Consider the following 19,621-nt stretch of genomic DNA (forward strand, 5'->3'; position numbering starts at 1 on the left):
TAACATGAAGAATAGATTTTTGAATTCATTTTTTGGATTATCATTATTGCTTATTTACAGCTGTAATAACGAAATAGAAATGCCAAAATTAGAGTGTACACAACCTAATTTAACGGTAAATAAAACAGTCGAAAAAATTCATGAATTATCGGGAACTGTCGCAAAGCAATATGTTTATGATGATATTATTGAAGCTTATGTAGTTTCGAGTGATGAAGGAGGGAATTTTTTTAAAAGCATTTCATGTCAGACTTTGGCAACAGCAAAATTACCTGCAATTGGTTTTAGTATTCCTATTGATGCTTCAAATACTTACATCGATTATCGAATGGGTAATAAAGTATATATAAAACTTAAAAACCAGTTTACAGATTTGTTTTATGGAGGTTTGCGAATTGGGAGTTTGTATGTAAGTAATGCCGGTGACCCAACAATAGGCAGGATTTCGCAAAATGAATATAAAAATGTACTACATGCATCATGCCTTATGATTGACGAAAGTCAATTGGTTGAGTCTCTTTCTGTAGAAGATGCTTTAAATGATAGCAAATTAAATACGTTAATAGAATTAAATGATGTTGAGTTTACAGAAGCAGCAATTGGACGTCATTATTTTGAAGAAACCAACAACGTTGGAGGTTCAACAAATTGGAATTTAAGAGATAAAACAGGAAATCAGATTATTTTTAGAACTAGCAGTTACGCTAGTTTTGCAGATCATTTTGTTCCAGAAGGAAGCGGAAAAGTCCGCGGAATATTGACCAAATTTGGATCTGATTACCAAATGATGGTTCGATCAGAAAAAGATGTTATAATGAGCGGAAAGCGAAATGTACCGTTTTTTGCGGAAGATTTTCAGTCCGTAAAAAACAATGTAAATTTTACGCTTCCGGGATGGAGCAACATTGTAGAAAAAGCGACAAAATTATGGAAAAGTATGGTTTATGGCGGAAATGGTTATGCCGAGTTTAATACCACAAGTACAACAGCTGCCGAAAATATAGCATGGTTGGTTTCTCCTAAAATTAATTTAGCAGGTTACAAAAATGCTGTGTTATCTTTTAGAAGTGCACAACATGATTTAAAAATTGATTCGCCATTAAACGCTTTAGAAGTTTACGTCTCCACTAATTTTGACGGATCAAGTGTCACTAAAGCAAAGTGGACAAAGCTAACGGCAAAATTCCCATCATTGTCAACACCTACCAGACAGTTTATAAGTTCTGGTGGAATAGATTTATCATCTTATTCAGGAAATATTCATATTGCATTTAAATATATAGGATCTGGAAAAGATAAGACACTTAATGGTGCATTTATGATTGATGATGTTAAGATATTTGGCGAGAAGTAAGTTCTGTTTTTGAAATGAATATTTAATGTGTTGATTTTTAGAGGATAATTTAATAGTGTGCCGTTTTTGAGATTTAAACTGTTAAAATTTGACAGAATTTTGTATTTTGGTCATCCCAAATCAATACAAATACCACATGAAAACCTACTTTATCGCCATCATGATGATGGTTTTTCCATGCTTAGTGCACAGTCAGGACGCAGCGCCAGTTCGTTTAAAACAAATTAACATTGTAAAAACAAATTACCAAAATTCTAAAGATGGAGAGATTGTAAATAAGACTGTTGTTTTTAAAGACGGCAAAATACAAACAATCACCACATCTGATGTCGTACAGCATTTTTTTTATAATAAAAACGGATTGTTGGATATGACTGTTAAGGATAAAGTTGGAAGCGACTGGAAAGAAGTTATAAATTATACTTATGATGCCGATAACAACATAACAAAATTCGTTAAAAAATACCAAGAAGGACCAGACTATATTACCAAAGTAGTGACTTTTGGTTACGAAGGTGCACGAGTAAAAGTAACAACTAAAAAAAGTACTAATCATCAAAATTTAGTTGACGATATTGAATATATTGTTGAAAACGGAATCATTGTAAGGCGTACTTCTCGTGATAGAAATAAAGCAATTATTGGTAAAATTGAATATGTTTATGTAAATGACAATGTGATAAAACACAAAGGTTTGGTGGGAGATAAAATCTCTAAAACTTACACTTTTGATGATAAAAAATCTGTAGATCAGTTAATCGTTCAAAATTTATTTGGCGATAATTATAAAGTAATTGTACCAATGATTTCGTATCATGAAGACGAATTTAGTTTTGAGGCAATTTCATACAATAACGAAATGAATTTTAGCCCATCGTCGACTGTATTAGTTGGAGTGAGCAGAAAATACAAATACAATAAACTAAACTTCCCAATTTCATGTTCTCAAGTTGAGGAAAACGGAATTGTAAAAACAGAAAAAACTTTTATTTACGAGTAATCGTTTAACTTTTCAATTTAGTTAAAACCATTTAGAAATTAAATTTCATTGAGATGAACGTCTTGATAATTTTGATTTTCAAATGGTTTCTTTTTTTTAGACAGAGGATAATTTCCCAAATAGAACTTAAAAAAGAAATTCTATAAGTGTTAGTACCTTACAAATCATTAAATTTGCACCTTATTCAAAGCTATGTTAGAAAAAGAAGTTATAAATTTTGAGAGAACTGCCATTGTTGGTATTGTCACTCAAAACCAAAGTGAGGAAAAACTTAACGAATATCTGGATGAATTAGAGTTTTTAACTTTTACCGCTGGAGGTGAAGTTATTAAACGTTTTTCTCAAAAAATGGAACGTCCTAATCCCAAGACTTTTGTTGGGACAGGGAAAATTGAAGAAATCAATCTTTTTGTAAAAGAAAACGATATATCGACCTTGATATTTGATGATGAATTGTCGCCATCGCAACAAAAAAATATCTCTAAAATTATAGATTGTAAAATCTTAGACAGAACCAATTTAATTCTGGACATTTTTGCACAAAGAGCCGAGACTTCTTATGCAAGAACTCAGGTCGAATTGGCACAATGTATCTATTTATTACCAAGACTTTCTGGATTATGGACTCACCTTGAGCGCCAAAAAGGGGGTATTGGTATGCGTGGTCCCGGTGAAACTGAGATCGAGACAGATAGACGTATTGTTCGTGACAGAATTTCGTTATTGAAAGATAAAATCAAAACGATCGACAAACAAATGAGTATTCAAAGAAGTAATCGTGGTGCAATGGTGCGCGTTGCTTTAGTAGGTTATACCAATGTTGGAAAATCGACTTTGATGAATGCAGTGGGTAAAAGCGATGTTTTTGTCGAAAATAAATTATTTGCAACTCTTGACACAACAGTTCGAAAAGTGGTAATTAAAAATTTACCTTTTTTACTTTCGGATACTGTAGGTTTTATTCGAAAATTACCAACACAATTGGTAGATTCTTTTAAAAGTACTTTAGATGAGGTTCGTGAGGCAGATTTGTTATTACACGTTGTAGATATTTCGCATGCAGATTTTGAGGATCATATTGCATCTGTAAATCAAACTTTGTTAGAGATCAAGAGTAATAATAAACCAACAATTATGGTTTTTAATAAAATTGATGCCTACAAACATTTGACAATTGATGAGGATGATTTGATTACTGAAAAAACAAGAAGACATTATACACTGGAGGAATGGAAACAAACCTGGATGAGTAATGTTGGAGAAGATAAAGCATTGTTTATTTCTGCGACACAAAAAGAAAATTTTGAAGAGTTTAGAGAAGTAGTTTACGAAGCAGTTCGTCAAATTCATATCACTAGATTTCCTTACAATAAGTTTTTGTATCCGGATTATAAAGATGCAATAGAAAAAGAAGAAGAATAAATTAATTTTACCGCAAAGAACGCTAAGGTTAATAAAACAAAAGTTCGCAAAGCTAAATCTATATATAGCTTTGCGAACTTTTTGTTTTGTAAAGATGCTAAAATATAATCTTAGCGTTCTTAGCGGTAAAATTATATAGTTTTGGTTTCTAAGTTTTAAAATCCAAAATTAACTCCTAGACCAAATACTTCTCTGGTTTGAAAACCCTGAAATGCATTGTCGTCATAAATTGCTTGAAATGATAGATTGGCAGATAGAAATTTATTCACTTTCATAATTATATTTAGAGAGTAATTGATATCTACGTTTTGTGGATCTTCTAAATAATTAGAATATAGATTTAAAGTATTTTCGGCTGTTACGTTAGTCATAATTGCCAATTTGTAGTAAACAGAAGCATAGAAACCTAGTTCATAACGCATGCTTTTGTTGGCGTCTACACCAAAATAAGCACCGTCAACATATGGTAATCCGGTTGCTTGATCAATTCCAGAAGTGTAAGCACTGTCTACAAAAGTGAATTTAGAAGTTAAAGGAGCAAAATTTATTTTAAGATTATCATCTTTTGTCCAATAAATACCAGGACCAGTAGTAAGATAACCTGGAGACATAAACTTAGTATTTTCCGTCCTGATTTCTTTTCCGTTCGCATCCTTGCCATATAAATACCCGGTTGTAAACTGAGTTCTGAAATTCAGAAAATAAGAATAATACCATTGACCAAAAGCTCGCTTTCCAACTATAGAATTAAACTCTAAACGGTCATCAGTCTTTTTTTCGTAGTCGGCATTTTTGGTTTGTAAAAGACCGTAAGAAGCTAAAACTTTATTATCCCAAGTAAGATCATCTTTTTTGTAATTGAAATCGTAGTTGATTCCTAAAGTTCCTGAAAAGCTATCTTCTCCTCCCGCAATCCAGTTGTTAAAACTTGATTGATTCAGTAAAAGAGAAACTGTTCCTTTTGCTTTCCAGCCTTCTCCTTCGATAGTATCATTTATCTTCTTTACTGCTTTTTCAGTATTTTGAATTAATTCTTTTTCTGAATTTTGAGCTTGTACAAAAGTTAAATTCGTTAAAATAAAGAGTAACAACGTTAGCTTTTTCATGGTATTTAGTTTAGATGTGTAAGAACAAATATACTAAAAAACTGTTAAAAGCTACGGTGTTTATGGATTGTAAAAGGAGGTTATTTCTTAGGTTCTTTGTATAATGGTACAGCTGAACAAGCTTCTCCGTACATTATACTTCTTGCAAAAGGTTGTAAGTAAGTTGAGGCCAAAATATAAGCTCTCATTGGAACAGGTTTTCTAGAACAGCCTTTTATAATAACCGGCATGTTTTTGTATGCGGAATAGTCAAGCTTGCTTAAAATTTCTTCATACAAACTAGCGTCTAAATCTTCGAGAGTTCCGTCGACTACTTTTTTTGCATACGGAGCTAATTGAATCGCTACTAAAATAGTAGACCATGCAGGAATAATAGCATCTGTGCTACAATTTATCGCTACATATTGATCTTGATATTGCGACCAATTATGATTTTTTAAGTGTTCTCTAAAGTCTTTTTCTTTCAACAAAAAGCCTTCTAAAAGCCATTGCGAAATGTCTATTTGTACACGCATTCCTTTTGGGTAATAATCCTCAAGATCAAATACTTCTAAGGCGCTATTGGCAACTTTATTGATAATTTCTTCCATTTCTTTTTAGTTTTCAGTAGCAGTTTTCAGTAGCAGTTGAACACTGCTACTGAAAACTGAAAACTGTATACTTTTTTAAAGCATTCCTAATTCTAATTTTGCTTCTTCGCTCATTAAATCTTTAGTCCAAGGCGGATCAAAAGTAATTTCAACATCAACATCTTTGATGTGTTCAATTGTTTTTACTTTTTCCTCAACTTCTCTTGGCAAGCTTTCTGCAACAGGGCAGTTTGGAGATGTTAAAGTCATCAAGATTTTTACTTCATAATCAGTGTTAACCATTACGTCGTAAATCAATCCTAACTCATAAATATCTACAGGAATCTCTGGATCGTAAATGCCTTTTAAAACTTTTACAATTGATTCTCCTAATTCGTTTGTGTCTATTTCTTGTTCCATTTTCTTGTTTATGTTTTTTTGTTTTTTCGCCACGAATTTCACTAATCAACACGAATTTTTATTTAAATAGAATCCTTATAATTCGGGAAGTTTGTAAAATTCGTGGCAAAAAACTTTAATTCTTATTTTTTGCATCAAAAGCTAAAGCATACATTTTGATGTTTTTAATCATCGAAACTAATCCGTTTGCACGAGTTGCAGATAAGTGTTCTTTTAATCCAATTTCGTCAATAAATTGCGTATCGGCATTTATAATATCTTCTGCTTTTTGATTCGAAAATGCACGAATTAAAATTGCGATAATTCCTTTGGTTAAAATCGCGTCACTGTCAGCCGTGAATACAATTTTATCATCTTTTTGCTCACCTTGTAACCAAACTTTTGATTGACAACCTTTAATTAAATTCTCGTCTGTTTTGTATTCTTCTTTGATTAACGGAAGACTTTTTCCTAATTCGATGATGTACTCATAACGTTGCATCCAATCATCAAACATCGAAAATTCGTCTATAATTTCGTTTTGTATTTCTTTTATTGTCATAATTATTCTTTCGTAAAATCCAGTAGCAAATTTACCAATTTTTCTATTTCTTTTGGAGGATAGCCATTGTCAAAACCTTGCGTTTCGTATATTTTCTGATTCTGAATTATCTTTAAATTTGCAATTGCGGCACCGTCGTAAAAGCGTTTTTCAGTTGGGCCTTTTAAAGCTGAATAGGTGTCTAAATTTACTTTTGAAAATTCCGACACAATCTGTTTCCATTTCGAGTCGCTTATTTTGTTTTCAACAGCTTCACTATTTCGGCCATTAGTAACTGAAACCATTTGATTGTGAACAACTATCTTTTTGTAAAGGCCACGTGAAACAGCAGAATATTCAATTTGAGTAGATTTCATGTCTGTTTTCTTTTGGCTTGAGCAGCTTGTTCCGATTATAATCGTTAGAAGCAATAAAGATAATATTCTCATAAAAAGTTTTTTTTAGCTTAACATGGTTTTAGCCTTTTTAACCGCTTCGACCATTACATCAATTTCTTCTTTGGTATTGTAAAAAGAAAATGAAGCACGAATAGTTCCCGGAATACAGAAAAAGTTCATAATAGGTTGTGCGCAATGATGTCCTGTTCGAACAGCAATTCCTAATTTATCTATAATTGAACCGATATCGTAAGGGTGAATTCCGTCAATATTAAACGAAATTACCGAAGCCTTATTCTTTCCTGTTCCGTAAATTTTTAAACCTTCAATTTCTAGTAAACGTTTTGTAGCATATTCTAATAAATGCTCTTCGTGTTTGTGAATATTATGAAAACCAATATTGTTTAAATAATCAACAGCAGTTCCAAGTACAATTCCACCAGCAATGTTTGGAGTTCCAGCTTCAAATTTATGAGGCAAATCAGCATAAGTCGTTTTTTCGAAAGTAACTTCTTTAATCATTTCGCCACCACCCTGATAAGGAGGTAATTTATTTAACCAAGCCTCTTTTCCGTATAAAATTCCAGTTCCGGTTGGACCGCACATTTTATGTCCTGAAAAAGCATAAAAATCGCAATCTAAATCCTGAACATCAGGTTTTAAATGTGGAACAGCTTGTGCACCATCGATTAAAACAGCAGCGCCAAAAGCGTGAGCTTTTTCAATAATATATTTAATAGGATTAATGATTCCTAATGCGTTCGAAATATGATTTACCGTAACAACCTTAGTTTTTTCTGATAATAAAGCATCAAAAGCTTCTATGATCAGTTCGCCATCTTCGTTCATCGGAATAACTCTAAGAGTTGCTCCCGTTTTTTCGCATAACATTTGCCAAGGCACAATATTACTATGATGCTCTAATGATGAAACGACAACTTCGTCTCCAGGTTTTAAAATTGAAGCAAAACCATTGGTTACTAAATTGATTCCATGTGTAGTTCCAGATGTAAAAAGAACTTCATGAGAGAATTTAGCATTGATATGATGTTGGATTTTTACTCTCGAAATCTCGTAAGCATCAGTTGCCAATTGACTTAAAGTATGAACACCACGATGAATATTGGCATTTATTTCCTGATAATATTTTGCCTCAGCATCAATCACAATTTGTGGTTTTTGTGAAGTTGCTCCGTTGTCAAAATATACCAAAGGTTTTCCGTTAACTTTTTCCGAAAGTATCGGAAAATCAGCTCTTATTTTTTGAATGTCTAGCATGTCTTATTTAGAAAAATTCTATTTACAAAAGTACTAAAACTAAATTGGTTTCTACGGCTATTCTATAATTTCCTTTTATAGTACCATTGTTGTAAGATGTAAATACTGATTCTGTAAAAATCAATTTGGTTTAATGAATTATCCGAATCAGATTTGTAATTTAGGTTCTAATATCGTGAAGATAAATTATTTATATTGCAGTAAAAATATCCTAAATCATTATGAAAAAATTTCTCAAAGTACTTGCCCTTGTCTTGATTCTTGCTTTTTTGTATTTCGGATTTACAACTTATCCGAAACTTGATTTGATTTCCGGCTTCTCTGCCAAAAGTATTGCCTCTGCGCATTTTATAGATAATCGCCCGAAAGAATTAATCGAAAAAACCGACAACGATATTAAGATGATCGATTTGGCGACGAATGCAATTAACGATGCAGAGAAATTTGCAACATCAAATGTTTATGGTTTAAAAGAAAGAAAAGCAATTTATCGTGAAGGTTTGGGAGCGATTTTAATTAATGATGATTTTGATATTTCGAAACCTTATTTGTTGCCTAAAAGAACAAAATTGGTAAATAATTTGCCTTTTCCGTATGGAAATAATGAACCAAAAGATTCTGCTTTCGCGAACGTAGATTATTCAAAATTGAAAAAAGCAGTTGACGATTCTTTTGATAAAAATGGAGGGAAAACAAAACGTACGCGCGCCGTTGTTGTTTTATATAAAGACAAATTAATCGCTGAAAAATACGATACCGAATTTAACAAAGACAGCAAAATTTTGGGTTGGTCGATGACAAAAAGCATTACAAGTTCAGCTTTTGGAGTTTTGGCCAAACAAGGAAAAATTGATATTTATAAACCGGCTCCAATTGCCGAATGGAAAAATGACAATCGTAAAATTATTACCATAAACGATTTGTTACATATGAATTCCGGTTTAGAATGGGAAGAGAATTACAGTACGATTTGCGACGCCACAAAAATGCTTTTTCAGGCTGAAGATATGGGAAAAGTACAAATGGATAAACCGGCTCAATTTAAACCAAATACGCATTGGAATTATTCGTCTGGAACAACAAATTTATTATCCCGAATTTTAAAAGCGCAGTTTAAATCGCAACAAGAATATCTTGATTTTTGGTACAGTGCCGTAATCGATAAAATTGGAATGAACTCCATGATTGTTGAGCAAGATATGTCTGGAACATTCGTAGGTTCATCTTACGGATGGGCAACGGCAAGAGATTGGTCGAAATTTGGACTATTGTATCTGCATAAAGGAAATTGGAACGGCGAACAAATTCTGGACGAAAGTTGGGTAAAATATACAGCAACACCAACAAATACTTCTGAGGGAAAATATGGTGCACAGTTTTGGCTTAATGCTGGAGGAAAATTTCCTGATGTTCCTCGAGATATGTTTTATTGCAGTGGTTATCAAGGACAAATGGTGGCGATTATTCCGTCTCTGGATATGGTAATTGTGAGAATGGGGCTAAAGGAAGAGGAGCAAGGATTTGATTTTAATGGATTTCTAAAGGGAATAATTGAAAGTGTAAAAAAATAATTTTATGAAAAAGGTCTTACATCCAGCAATTTTATTTATTGTTGGTTTTGTGTTAAATGGAATTGCCTGGACTGTAAAAGTTGGTCCAATATTAAGTAGTATTTGTTTATTGCTTGGGTTGGGATTGATTTTTTTAAGTATTATATTGTCAATCATAAAAATTAGAGGTTAAGGAGTTAACCGCAAAGTGTGCAAGTTTGTAATAAACCTTGCGAACTTTTATGATATAATTAAAAACTATTAATGATTTTATGAAATTAAAATTGAGTGATGATTTGAGATTTTTGCAATATTTAGTTTGCACAATAATTCTTATTGGAAGCTTTGGCTTTTTGATTTACAGTATATGGATTCAGGAAATTTCTGCAATTATTTTCTGTACAATCTTTTCAGCATTTTTATTCTTCTTTAGAAAAAAACTTAAAAATTAAAAGCTCAAAACTTTTATAAAACACAAAGTTCGCAAAGCTTATATAAAACTTTGCGAACCTTGCGTAAATCTTAGCGCTCTTAGCGGTTAAGAAAATCTACAAATCAAATCCTAAATTCACGCCTAATTTCATGGCAATGATTTTAGTAATTCTTTGTTTTAATTCTGGTATTTTAATGCTTTCTATTACGGCATTTGAGAATGCATACATCAATAAAGCTTTAGCTTCTTTTTGAGGAATTCCACGAGATTGCATGTAGAACATAGCAGTTTCGTCAAGTTGTCCAACTGTACAACCGTGAGAACATTTTACGTCATCGGCAAAAATCTCTAATTGTGGTTTTGCGTTAATAGTTGCTTTATCGCTCAATAAAATATTATTGCTTTTTTGGAAAGCGTTTGTTTTTTGAGCTTCTTTTTCAACCAAAACTTTTCCGTTGAAAACTCCTGTCGAGCGATCAGAGAAAATTCCTTTATAATCCTGGAAACTTTCGCAATTGGGCGTTGCGTGGTTTACCAAAGTATAATGATCAACGTGTTGCTTATCGTTAAGGATAGAAATTCCGTTAAGCGTACTTGTTAATCTTTCACCAAAGTGATAAAAGTTTAAGTTGTTACGAGTTAGATTTCCTCCAAACGAAAAAGTATGTACATAAGCATGGCTTTCTTGTTGTTGAGAAACATAAGTATTGTCAACTAAATTAGCTTCGCTATTGTCGTTTTGGATTTTGTAATAATCAACAATTGCACGTTTTTGAGCAAAAATCTCTGTAACCGAATTGGTTAAAACTGGATTTTCGTTCAAACTTTGGTGACGCTCGATAATTTGAACATGTGAATTTTCTCCAACAATAATCAAATTTCTAGGTTGAACCAATAAAGCAGCTTCATTTCCTGTAGAGAAATACATGATCTCAATTGGTTTGTCGGCTACCTTCTTTTTTGGAATATTGATGTAAGCACCTTCACAAGCAAATGCAGTATTCAACGAAGTTAAACTTTCGTCTTTACTAGCAATTTGATTAAAGTAAGTGTCAATAATCATTTTGTATTTTGGTTTAGTTAATGCCGATGACATTAAGCAAACATCGATTCCGTCGTGAGTTGTAGAAGATAAATGCGAACTAAAAACACCATCAATAAATACTAATTTGTAAGTGTCGATTTCGTGTAAAAAGTATTTTTTTACCTGATTAAATTCGATTGAATTTTCTTGCTTAGGAAAAACCGAAAAGTCATTTTTTAAGATGGCGTTTAACGATGTGTATTTCCAAGCTTCTTCTTTTTTGGTTGGGAAACCTTTATTTTCAAAGTTTTTTAGTGCTTTCGTGCGAACGTCATGTAAATCTGAATGTACATCGACACGCTCTTCAAAAGCCATAAAAGACGATACTAATTTTTCTTTTAAATCCATTTTGTTTTTGTTTCCTTCGGTGTTTCAGGTTTCAAGTTTCAGGTTGCCTGTTGTGACTTGTTACTTTGCAATCCGTTTTTTTGTTTCAGGTTTGAAGTTTCAAGTTTTTTCTACTGAAACTTATTTCCTTTGAAATCTTTTTTATTGAGATAAGTAATAAAGTTTTTTATTTTACCACTTAAATTTCCGTAATCTGTTTTTAAAGCTTCAAATTTTTGCTCCGAAATATATTCAAAATCAAAAACTCTATAAAGCTGAGATCTTGTTTCTCCTGCAGAACCTTTTGCTATTGATAGAAATTGACGAAACTCTAAATTTCCATCTCTTTCAAATCCTTCAGCAATATTGTCCATCACTGAGCCAGAAGAAGCTTTTATTTGATTTTTGAATCTGAGATCTGATCTTAACTCTGTATGAATTGCGATAAGATGAACTTCTTTCGCTAATCGTCGAGCTTCTTTCCAAATTTCTAAATCCTCAAATCTTTTGATTGTTGCCATATTTCTGTTTTTTTTGTTTTTAAGTTTAAACCTACAAATGTAGCTCAACTTGAAACTAAAAAAAACATGAAACTTGAAACAAATTTAATTCTCCGCTTTAATCCAGTCGTATCCTTTTTCTTCCAATTCGTAAGCCAATTCTTTTCCACCAGATTTTACAATTTTTCCATTGTAAAGTACGTGAACGAAATCAGGAACGATATAATCCAATAAACGTTGGTAGTGTGTGATTACGATAATTGCGTTTTTCTCGCTTTTTAATTTGTTTACTCCATTAGCAACAATTCTTAAAGCATCGATATCAAGACCAGAATCAGTTTCGTCAAGGATTGCTAATTTTGGTTCTAACATTGCCATCTGGAAAATTTCGTTTCTTTTTTTCTCTCCTCCGGAAAAACCTTCGTTTAAAGAACGAGATAAAAATTTACGATCAATTTCTAATAATTCAGATTTCTCACGAATTACTTTTAGCATTTCGTTTGCAGGCATTTCTTCCTGTCCGTTTGCTTTACGAGTTTCGTTGATTGCAGTTTTCATGAAGTTAGTTACGCTTACTCCAGGGATTTCTACAGGATATTGAAAAGAAAGGAAAACTCCTTTGTGTGCTCTTTCTTCTGGAGCTAAATCAGCAAGATCTTCTCCGTCAAGGAAAACTTCTCCTTCAGTAACTTCGTAGTTTTCGTTTCCGGCAATAACAGCCGAAAGTGTACTTTTTCCAGAACCGTTTGGTCCCATGATGGCGTGTACTTCACCAGCTTTAACTTCTATATTAATTCCTTTCAGGATTTCTTTATCACCAATTGAGGCGTGAAGGTTTTTTATTGATAACATTGTTTTTTTTATTTTATATAAATGTCAATTCTATTTTTGTTGTTTGGTTTAGGATATTGGCATTAAAATGCGCGTGTCCTAAATACTCCATGCCTAAATAATCGGCTGATTTTTTGAACGGAATGTAAAAACTATCTTCGATTTCATTGTCGTGCGAATTTGATATCACACCAATTTTTTTTCCTCTTAGTTTTCGTCCGGTTTCTTTTTCAATTCGGATTAAATCCGATATACGATCAAAGAAAACCTTCATTATTCCACTCATATTGTACCAATAAATTGGCGTTGCAAAAATTAAAGTGTCGTATTTTTCGATGATGCCTTTTATTAAAGGCAAAAAATCATCTTCTCTGTTTTTGCTTTCATAATCATAATAAGAAATATTATAATCACTTAAATCAATTACATCTATTCCGGTATCTTTAGAAATTTCATCCACAATTCGGGTTGTGTTTCCGTTTTTTCTGGATGAACCTAAAATGATTACTTTTTTACCTTCCATTTTGCAATTAACCTACAGATCCTTCTAAAGAAATCTCTAATAATTTTTGAGCTTCAACAGCAAATTCCATTGGTAATTTGTTCAATACATCTTTACTGAAACCGTTTACAATTAAGGCAATCGCTTTTTCAGTTGGGATACCTCTTTGGTTACAATAAAAAACCTGATCTTCTCCAATTTTACTTGTCGTTGCTTCGTGTTCTATTTTTGCAGATGGATTTTTACTTTCGATGTAAGGAAAAGTATGTGCTCCACAATTGTTACCCATTAATAGAGAATCACATTGAGAAAAGTTTCTTGCGTTATCTGCTCTAGGGCTAATTTGCACTAATCCGCGGTAACTGTTTTGTGATTTACCAGCAGAGATACCTTTAGAAATAATGGTCGATTTGGTATTTTTACCTAAATGGATCATTTTAGTACCTGTATCTGCTTGTTGGAAGTTATTAGTTACAGCGATCGAATAAAATTCTCCTACTGAATTGTCTCCTTTTAATACACAAGAAGGGTATTTCCAGGTTACAGCAGAACCTGTTTCTACTTGTGTCCAAGAAATTTTAGCGTTTGTTTCGCATAAACCTCTTTTAGTTACAAAGTTGTAAACTCCACCTTTTCCTTCTTTGTTTCCAGGAAACCAGTTTTGAACGGTAGAATATTTAATTTCTGCATCGTCCATGGCAATTAATTCAACTACAGCTGCGTGCAATTGATTTTCGTCACGACTAGGAGCTGTACAGCCTTCAAGGTATGAAACGTAACTTCCTGCATCAGCAATAACGAGCGTTCTTTCGAATTGTCCTGTTCCTGCCTGATTGATTCTAAAGTAAGTTGAAAGTTCCATTGGGCAACGAACACCTTTTGGAATATAACAGAAACTTCCGTCAGAGAAAACTGCTGAGTTTAATGCTGCATAGAAGTTGTCTTTTTGCGGTACAACAGTTCCTAAATATTTTTTTACTAATTCAGGATGTTCTTTGATAGCTTCTGAAATTGGACAGAAAATAATTCCTTTTTCGGCTAATGTTTTCTTGAAAGTAGTTGCTACAGAAACAGAATCGACAACAATATCCATAGCGACATTGTTCATCATTTTTTGTTCGTCGACAGAGATACCTAATTTTTTGTACATCTCTAAAAGTTCCGGATCAACATCGTCCAACGTTTTATTTGGATCAACTTGTTTTGGAGCTGAGTAATAAGATATTGCCTGAAAATCTGGTTTTACATAATGAACATTTGCCCATTCTGGCTCAATCATTTCTTTCCATGCACGAAAAGCCTCAATACGCCAATCGGTCATCCATTGAGGTTCTTCTTTTTTAAGAGAAATAGCTCTCACGATATCTTCGTTTAAACCAATAGGAAACGTTTCTGATTCAATATCAGTGTAAAATCCGTATTCGTATTCTTTTGTCTCGAGTTCGATTTTTAAATCGTCTTCTGTGTATTTGCTCATTGTTTTTTTATTGAAAGACTCAAAAATTGAAGGATTTAAATAAAATCACTTCTGTAATTTTTAAATCTTTAAATTTTGCAATCGTTTAATTATTTTAAAGAGAGAAAGATTCTCCGCAACCACAAGTTCTGCTTGCATTTGGATTATTGAATACAAAACCTTTTCCGTTTAATCCTCCAGAAAATTCTAAAATTGTTCCGGCTAAATAAAGGAATGATTTTTTTTCAACTGCAATTGTTATGTCGTTGTCTATGAATATTTTGTCGTCGTCGCCTTTAGTTTTGTCAAATTTTAAATCATAAGACAAACCAGAGCATCCACCACTTTTAACGCCTACTCTTACGTAATCGCTAGCAGCATCAAAACCATCATCTTTCATTAAGTCGATGATTTTCTTTTTGGCTGTATCAGAAACTTTTATCATTGTTTATGGTATTTGTTTTTAGCTTTCATTTGAATTTACGGTCTAAAAAGTAATTATTGGATTACTTTTTAAAGTACTGTAGTTCAATGTTCAAATGAAATTATCTGCAAAGATACGACTTAAAAACCTTTTTCCATAACGGTTCACATTAATATAACAAATGTTAAAATAGATAGAACTTATTTTGATTGCTGAATTTATAAATTGACTATAGATAAATCTGCTAAATGATATTTTTAAAATAGTTGAAAATAATTTTAAGAAATATATTTTTTACAAGCATTTAAATGAGAACAATGCTTGATATTTGTTAAAAAAACCGTACTTATACCTGTTTTAAATCGTGAAATAATGGTATTTTTGCGATAAATTGTCAGTAATTATGAAAAAACAATACAAAGATAAGTGGGTTAAAGCACTTTTAGCCGTGTTTTTTGTTTTTGGAATAGGTGCTACAGTCTTTATTTTTAGTAGGGAGACAAATGAAAAGGATGAAAAAATTAAAGTTGTAACAATTGAAAAACCGGTTGTCGAACCCAATCGAGAATCTCTTGCTCAAAAGAATATTTTAGATTCTTTGATGAATTTAAAATTGGCCTATGATGCAGCAATACTTGAAAAAACGGCATTGTCGCAACAATTAGAAATTGAAAGGAAGAATATTGAAAATTTAATGGAAATTATTAATGCTTCTAAAAATCCTTCTCAAGAACAAATTCAAGTATATCGAAGACAGATGTCTGATTTGAAAGCTGCTTTAGCTTCTAAAGGTATTGAGGTTACTACATTAAAATCTCAAAATAAAAATCTACTTACCGAAATTGAAAGTCAAAACGTGGTCATGTACAAACAGAAGGCCGAAAATGACACATTAATTTCAAAACAAAAAAAATTAGAATCAACACTTAAAGATGCTTCAAAATTAACGTTGAATAATTTTAAAGTAATTGCACTACGAGAAAAAAATTCAGGAAAAGAACTTGAAACAGACAAAGCCAAAAGCGTAAAAAAGCTTAAAATTAGTTTTTCAGTCAACGGAAATCCTGTGGCAAAAACAGGAAAGAAAGTGTATTATATTCAGGTTTTAGATCAAAAAAATACGGTTTTGGGTGAAAATAAATTAATTGAATTTGGTGACGATAAAGCTTTGGTTTACAGTTTTATTGTAAGCTTAGATTATCAGGGAAAAGCGACTAATGTGTACGGAGTTTTAAATTCTGATGAAAATCCATTTGCAAAAGGAACCTATTTTGTCAATTTCTTTGACAAACAAGAAATTATGGGAAGTTCTTCTATTACGCTAGAATAAGGAAGTTTTGAGTTTTTAAAGGAAAATTTTTAGCATAAGGAAATCCAATTTCCTAGCTTTGTTTCTATATTAGAAATTTATTTTTATGAAACTTTACCCAATAGAATCCGGAAATTTTAAGTTAGATGGTGGTGCTATGTTTGGCGTTGTACCGAAAACAATTTGGAACAAAACCAACCCTGCCGATGCCAATAATTTAATTGATATTGCTGCGCGCTGTTTGCTTATTGAAGATGGAAATCGTTTGATTTTGATTGATACAGGAATGGGCGACAAGCAATCTGAAAAGTTTTTTGGCTATTACTCACTTTGGGGATCACATTCTATAGATAAATCGTTGGCAAAATATGGCTTTAGCCGAGATGATATTACCGATGTTTTTATGACACATTTGCATTTTGACCATTGTGGAGGAAGTGTACAATGGAATTCAGATAAAACTTTTTATGAGCCGGCTTTTAAAAACGCAAAATTCTGGACAAACGAAAATCACTGGCAATGGGCAACAAAACCTAATGCTCGCGAAAAAGCTTCTTTTCTCTCAGAGAATATTTTACCAATGCAGGAAAGCGGACAGTTGAATTTTGTAAAACGTCCAGAAGGTGATTTTGGATTTTCTGAAGAAATGAATTTCGGGATTTATTATGTTGATGGCCATACCGAAAAACAAATGATTCCACATATTAAGTATCAAGATAAAACCATTGTTTTTTGTGCTGATTTGTTGGCTACCGCGGGACATTTACCGTTACCATATGTTATGGGGTATGATACGCGACCTTTGCTGACAATGCCGGAAAAGTCAAAATTTTTAAACGCTGCTGCTGATCAAAACTATTATTTGTTTTTAGAGCATGATGCACACAATCAAATTATAACGGTCGAACATACAGAAAAAGGTGTTCGGTTGAAAGAAGTTTTTACTTGCGAAGAAATTCTTTAAAAAGAAACTTTAAAACAAAAAAAATCCCATTTTCAGTATGTCGAAAATGGGATTTTTTGGTTAACTAATTGTAATTATTCTACTATTACTTTCTTAGCCGAAGCAGCATCTTCGTTAATTAAGTATACATAGTAAATTCCTTTTGGCAAACCAGATAAATTGATTGTATTATTAGTATCTCCAGAATCAAATACGAATGATTTTACTAATTGTCCTAATGAATTATAAACGGTTGCTTTTTCTAATGAAATGTTGGTAATGTTTACTTCACCTTTTGTTGGGTTCGGATGCATTACGACTTTATCAAAAACTGAATTTTCGATGCCTAATGTACAACTTGCAGAATATGAAGCTAAAGCATCTTTTTTAGTTTCCCAATTTGTATTGGCGTAATTTTCATTATCTACTTGAATACATTTTAAATTTGGGTTGTTTTTAAATGATATGCTAGTATTAATTAAAAGAGTGTTTTTGCCATTTTTAAGATTGAAGTTAAAAAGATTATTTGATTCACAATTTAAAACTGTCAATGCTGTATTTTTAGAAAAATCTAAAGAGGTTAATTTATTTTCAGAACAATTTAAATTAGTTAGATTAATGAAATCCTCAATCCCATTTAAATTTGTAATTGAACTGGCGGATACATCTAATGTGGTTAATGAGGAGATAGTAGATGTAAGCACTTTTCCATCGGGCTGCCCCGAATCTATATTGAGAGCAATTAATTTGTTCTCAAAATTTGAATCAGGAATAGCTGTATATTTTCCATCACATGTTAGCGAATAAGTGGCAATACCGTTTTTTTTCTTCATCCAGTTTTTATTCGAATAGATTACATCATCTACCAAAATACAGGTCAAATTGGAATTTCCAGTAAAACCTCCGGGATCAGTACCATTCCAGTAAATAGCGGTGTTATTGCCATTTTTTAGATTTAAATAAGTTAGCGTATTGTTGAAACAAGAAACATAATTTAAGCCAGTTTGCTTTGAAAGATCAAGACTAGTTATTTTATTACTGTTGCACTTTAAAGAAGTTATTTTTGTTTGTGCAGATAGATCAAGAATAGTTAAATTGTTCGAACTGCAGTCAAGCTTGGTTAATGCAGTGTTTTTAGATAAATCTAAGGTGGTTAACTTGTTGCGGGAACAATCTAGAGAAGACAACGCTGAAAAATCTTGAATGCCTGTTAAATCTGTGATATATAACGCCAAATCAGGTTCTAAATTTAAAGAAGTTAGTGTGTTTATCCAATAAGTTAGTACTAGGCCGTCTATATCTCCTACATCAACGCCACGATCTCTTAATCTCAATTCAAAATATCGATCTGGTATATATGTATATTCTTCGGTTCCTTGAACATATACCATAACTTCATCTATGGCAGCGAGAAATTCGTAGTTCTGATAACCTGACAAAGAAATACTAAAATCGTAATTTAGATCTTGATCGGGCGTAAAAGTGGCTTCAAATGTTCTCCATTCAGTATCAATGTCCTTAATATTAGAATATTTTGAGGTTCCATTATTGCTGATTTCTAAGGTAACTCTTGGAAATCGAGAACTTTTGTAATCAGGGCTTATAAATTTATGCTTAAATTTAATTGTATATGTTACACCAGCCTTCATATGGATTTGAGTAGTTATTTTTGGCAGAGTAGAAAAAGTAGATAGCTGTATACTATTAAATCCCCTAAAATAACTTGAAGTGTTTTGTTTAGCACTATTTTCAACAGTCCAGTTTGTTGGTGTTATACTATTTGTCCAGCTTTCAAAACCTCCATTCTGAACTAAGTTGGTTTGTGCATAAAAAGAAAAATTTGCTAAAAATAGCAGTAAAAGTAATTTTATTTTCATGGGATAAAATTTGTAAATTTTTGGTTTCGCAATAATACGATATTTACTCACAATTTATTAAATAAAAACTGACTAATTTAAAGTATTTTAAAATAAACGTCGATGTTATGTTAAAAGAAATCCCATTTTCAGTATGTCGAAAATGGGATTTTTGGTTAACTAATTGTAATTATTCTACTATTACTTTCTTAGCCGAAGCAGCATCTTCGTTAATTAAGTATACATAGTAAATTCCTTTTGGCAAGCCAGATAAATTGATTGTATTATTAGTATCTCCAGAATCGAATACGAATGATTTTACTAGTTGTCCTAATGAAT

Annotated in this window: 21 protein-coding genes; 7 read left to right on the forward strand and 14 right to left on the reverse strand. The window is 32.1% G+C overall.

All coding sequences use genetic code 11. The features are described 5' to 3' along the window. Positions 1–4 precede the first annotated feature (4 nt). The 3 genes from IW18_RS20220 (at position 5) to hflX (ending at position 3,776) form a co-directional block, all read left to right on the forward strand. On the forward strand, positions 5–1,354 hold the full coding sequence (locus tag IW18_RS20220; RefSeq protein WP_041519979.1) for a DUF5689 domain-containing protein: 1,350 nt from the start codon (positions 5–7) through the stop codon (positions 1,352–1,354). A gap of 136 nt (positions 1,355–1,490) precedes the next feature. Next, entirely contained in the window at positions 1,491–2,354 is an 864-nt protein-coding gene (locus tag IW18_RS20225; RefSeq protein ID WP_041519980.1) for a hypothetical protein, read from the forward strand. 192 nt (positions 2,355–2,546) lie between these two features. Beyond that, on the forward strand, positions 2,547–3,776 hold the full coding sequence (hflX, locus tag IW18_RS20230; protein ID WP_041519981.1) for a GTPase HflX: 1,230 nt from the start codon (positions 2,547–2,549) through the stop codon (positions 3,774–3,776). Positions 3,777–3,931: 155 nt separating this feature from the next. Here the strand turns inward: hflX and IW18_RS20235 are convergent, their stop codons facing one another. The 6 genes from IW18_RS20235 to IW18_RS20260 form a co-directional block, all read right to left on the reverse strand. Continuing rightward, positions 3,932–4,882, reverse strand: coding sequence for a DUF3078 domain-containing protein (locus tag IW18_RS20235; protein WP_041519982.1), 951 nt, complete (start codon positions 4,880–4,882; stop codon positions 3,932–3,934). 80 nt (positions 4,883–4,962) lie between these two features. Further along, positions 4,963–5,472, reverse strand: coding sequence for a DUF2480 family protein (locus IW18_RS20240; RefSeq protein WP_041519983.1), 510 nt, complete (start codon positions 5,470–5,472; stop codon positions 4,963–4,965). Positions 5,473–5,547: 75 nt separating this feature from the next. Then, positions 5,548–5,871 carry an SUF system Fe-S cluster assembly protein gene (locus IW18_RS20245; RefSeq protein WP_041519984.1) on the reverse strand — a complete coding sequence of 108 codons (324 nt, stop codon included), beginning with the start codon at positions 5,869–5,871 and terminating at the stop codon, positions 5,548–5,550. Positions 5,872–5,986: 115 nt separating this feature from the next. Further along, on the reverse strand, positions 5,987–6,412 hold the full coding sequence (locus IW18_RS20250) for a SufE family protein (RefSeq protein ID WP_041519985.1): 426 nt from the start codon (positions 6,410–6,412) through the stop codon (positions 5,987–5,989). 2 nt (positions 6,413–6,414) lie between these two features. Continuing rightward, positions 6,415–6,840, reverse strand: a complete 426-nt coding sequence (locus tag IW18_RS20255) for a hypothetical protein (protein ID WP_041519986.1) — start codon at positions 6,838–6,840, stop codon at positions 6,415–6,417. A 12-nt stretch (positions 6,841–6,852) separates the two neighbouring features. Then, positions 6,853–8,067 carry an aminotransferase class V-fold PLP-dependent enzyme gene (locus tag IW18_RS20260; protein ID WP_041519987.1) on the reverse strand — a complete coding sequence of 405 codons (1,215 nt, stop codon included), beginning with the start codon at positions 8,065–8,067 and terminating at the stop codon, positions 6,853–6,855. Positions 8,068–8,288: 221 nt separating this feature from the next. On the opposite strand from IW18_RS20260, the gene IW18_RS20265 reads away from it, so the two are divergent. Both IW18_RS20265 and IW18_RS23240 read left to right on the forward strand, forming a co-directional pair. Continuing rightward, complete coding sequence (locus IW18_RS20265; RefSeq protein ID WP_041519988.1) at positions 8,289–9,638, forward strand: serine hydrolase domain-containing protein; 1,350 nt, start codon at positions 8,289–8,291, stop codon at positions 9,636–9,638. A gap of 4 nt (positions 9,639–9,642) precedes the next feature. Beyond that, positions 9,643–9,810, forward strand: a complete 168-nt coding sequence (locus IW18_RS23240; RefSeq protein ID WP_160113213.1) for a hypothetical protein — start codon at positions 9,643–9,645, stop codon at positions 9,808–9,810. A gap of 355 nt (positions 9,811–10,165) precedes the next feature. Here the strand turns inward: IW18_RS23240 and sufD are convergent, their stop codons facing one another. The 6 genes from sufD to IW18_RS20305 form a co-directional block, all read right to left on the reverse strand. Beyond that, entirely contained in the window at positions 10,166–11,482 is a 1,317-nt protein-coding gene (gene sufD / locus IW18_RS20280) for a Fe-S cluster assembly protein SufD (RefSeq protein WP_041519991.1), read from the reverse strand. 110 nt (positions 11,483–11,592) lie between these two features. After that, positions 11,593–11,982: a four helix bundle protein gene (locus IW18_RS20285; protein WP_041519992.1), complete on the reverse strand. Its 390-nt coding sequence runs from the start codon at positions 11,980–11,982 to the stop codon at positions 11,593–11,595. Between the two features lie 84 nt (positions 11,983–12,066). Further along, a complete protein-coding gene (gene sufC / locus IW18_RS20290; protein WP_041519993.1) occupies positions 12,067–12,813 on the reverse strand; it encodes a Fe-S cluster assembly ATPase SufC in 747 nt (248 codons plus the stop codon). Between the two features lie 13 nt (positions 12,814–12,826). After that, positions 12,827–13,315, reverse strand: a complete 489-nt coding sequence (locus tag IW18_RS20295; RefSeq protein WP_041519994.1) for a flavodoxin family protein — start codon at positions 13,313–13,315, stop codon at positions 12,827–12,829. Between the two features lie 7 nt (positions 13,316–13,322). After that, the gene (sufB, locus tag IW18_RS20300) at positions 13,323–14,771 is read right to left on the reverse strand and encodes a Fe-S cluster assembly protein SufB (RefSeq protein ID WP_041519995.1); all 1,449 of its coding nucleotides are present in this window, start codon (positions 14,769–14,771) and stop codon (positions 13,323–13,325) included. Between the two features lie 94 nt (positions 14,772–14,865). Continuing rightward, a complete protein-coding gene (locus IW18_RS20305) occupies positions 14,866–15,195 on the reverse strand; it encodes a HesB/IscA family protein (protein WP_041519996.1) in 330 nt (109 codons plus the stop codon). 382 nt (positions 15,196–15,577) lie between these two features. Between IW18_RS20305 and IW18_RS20310 the strand changes: the two genes are divergently transcribed. Together IW18_RS20310 and IW18_RS20315 are read left to right on the forward strand one after the other, a co-directional pair. Beyond that, positions 15,578–16,504: a hypothetical protein gene (locus tag IW18_RS20310; RefSeq protein WP_041519997.1), complete on the forward strand. Its 927-nt coding sequence runs from the start codon at positions 15,578–15,580 to the stop codon at positions 16,502–16,504. Positions 16,505–16,589: 85 nt separating this feature from the next. Next, on the forward strand, positions 16,590–17,447 hold the full coding sequence (locus IW18_RS20315; RefSeq protein ID WP_041519998.1) for an MBL fold metallo-hydrolase: 858 nt from the start codon (positions 16,590–16,592) through the stop codon (positions 17,445–17,447). A gap of 74 nt (positions 17,448–17,521) precedes the next feature. Here IW18_RS20315 and IW18_RS20320 read toward each other — a convergent pair whose 3' ends face one another. Next, a complete protein-coding gene (locus IW18_RS20320) occupies positions 17,522–19,303 on the reverse strand; it encodes a T9SS type A sorting domain-containing protein (RefSeq protein ID WP_041519999.1) in 1,782 nt (593 codons plus the stop codon). Between the two features lie 169 nt (positions 19,304–19,472). Beyond that, a partial coding sequence (locus IW18_RS23465; RefSeq protein WP_131676010.1) for a T9SS type A sorting domain-containing protein occupies positions 19,473–19,621 on the reverse strand: 149 nt, incomplete at its 5' end.

Origin of the sequence: Flavobacterium hibernum (assembly GCF_000832125.1) — a bacterium.
GTDB lineage: Bacteria > Bacteroidota > Bacteroidia > Flavobacteriales > Flavobacteriaceae > Flavobacterium > Flavobacterium hibernum.

Excerpts from the sequence above, each read along its gene's own strand:
- IW18_RS20220 (WP_041519979.1), top strand. The coding sequence starts at position 5 with ATGAAGAATAGATTTTTGAATTCATTTTTTGGATTATCATTATTGCTT.
- IW18_RS20225 (WP_041519980.1), top strand. The coding sequence starts at position 1,491 with ATGAAAACCTACTTTATCGCCATCATGATGATGGTTTTTCCATGCTTA.
- hflX (WP_041519981.1), top strand. The coding sequence starts at position 2,547 with ATGTTAGAAAAAGAAGTTATAAATTTTGAGAGAACTGCCATTGTTGGT.
- IW18_RS20235 (WP_041519982.1), bottom strand. The coding sequence starts at position 4,882 with ATGAAAAAGCTAACGTTGTTACTCTTTATTTTAACGAATTTAACTTTT.
- IW18_RS20240 (WP_041519983.1), bottom strand. The coding sequence starts at position 5,472 with ATGGAAGAAATTATCAATAAAGTTGCCAATAGCGCCTTAGAAGTATTT.
- IW18_RS20245 (WP_041519984.1), bottom strand. The coding sequence starts at position 5,871 with ATGGAACAAGAAATAGACACAAACGAATTAGGAGAATCAATTGTAAAA.
- IW18_RS20250 (WP_041519985.1), bottom strand. The coding sequence starts at position 6,412 with ATGACAATAAAAGAAATACAAAACGAAATTATAGACGAATTTTCGATG.
- IW18_RS20255 (WP_041519986.1), bottom strand. The coding sequence starts at position 6,840 with ATGAGAATATTATCTTTATTGCTTCTAACGATTATAATCGGAACAAGC.
- IW18_RS20260 (WP_041519987.1), bottom strand. The coding sequence starts at position 8,067 with ATGCTAGACATTCAAAAAATAAGAGCTGATTTTCCGATACTTTCGGAA.
- IW18_RS20265 (WP_041519988.1), top strand. The coding sequence starts at position 8,289 with ATGAAAAAATTTCTCAAAGTACTTGCCCTTGTCTTGATTCTTGCTTTT.
- IW18_RS23240 (WP_160113213.1), top strand. The coding sequence starts at position 9,643 with ATGAAAAAGGTCTTACATCCAGCAATTTTATTTATTGTTGGTTTTGTG.
- sufD (WP_041519991.1), bottom strand. The coding sequence starts at position 11,482 with ATGGATTTAAAAGAAAAATTAGTATCGTCTTTTATGGCTTTTGAAGAG.
- IW18_RS20285 (WP_041519992.1), bottom strand. The coding sequence starts at position 11,982 with ATGGCAACAATCAAAAGATTTGAGGATTTAGAAATTTGGAAAGAAGCT.
- sufC (WP_041519993.1), bottom strand. The coding sequence starts at position 12,813 with ATGTTATCAATAAAAAACCTTCACGCCTCAATTGGTGATAAAGAAATC.
- IW18_RS20295 (WP_041519994.1), bottom strand. The coding sequence starts at position 13,315 with ATGGAAGGTAAAAAAGTAATCATTTTAGGTTCATCCAGAAAAAACGGA.
- sufB (WP_041519995.1), bottom strand. The coding sequence starts at position 14,771 with ATGAGCAAATACACAGAAGACGATTTAAAAATCGAACTCGAGACAAAA.
- IW18_RS20305 (WP_041519996.1), bottom strand. The coding sequence starts at position 15,195 with ATGATAAAAGTTTCTGATACAGCCAAAAAGAAAATCATCGACTTAATG.
- IW18_RS20310 (WP_041519997.1), top strand. The coding sequence starts at position 15,578 with ATGAAAAAACAATACAAAGATAAGTGGGTTAAAGCACTTTTAGCCGTG.
- IW18_RS20315 (WP_041519998.1), top strand. The coding sequence starts at position 16,590 with ATGAAACTTTACCCAATAGAATCCGGAAATTTTAAGTTAGATGGTGGT.
- IW18_RS20320 (WP_041519999.1), bottom strand. The coding sequence starts at position 19,303 with ATGAAAATAAAATTACTTTTACTGCTATTTTTAGCAAATTTTTCTTTT.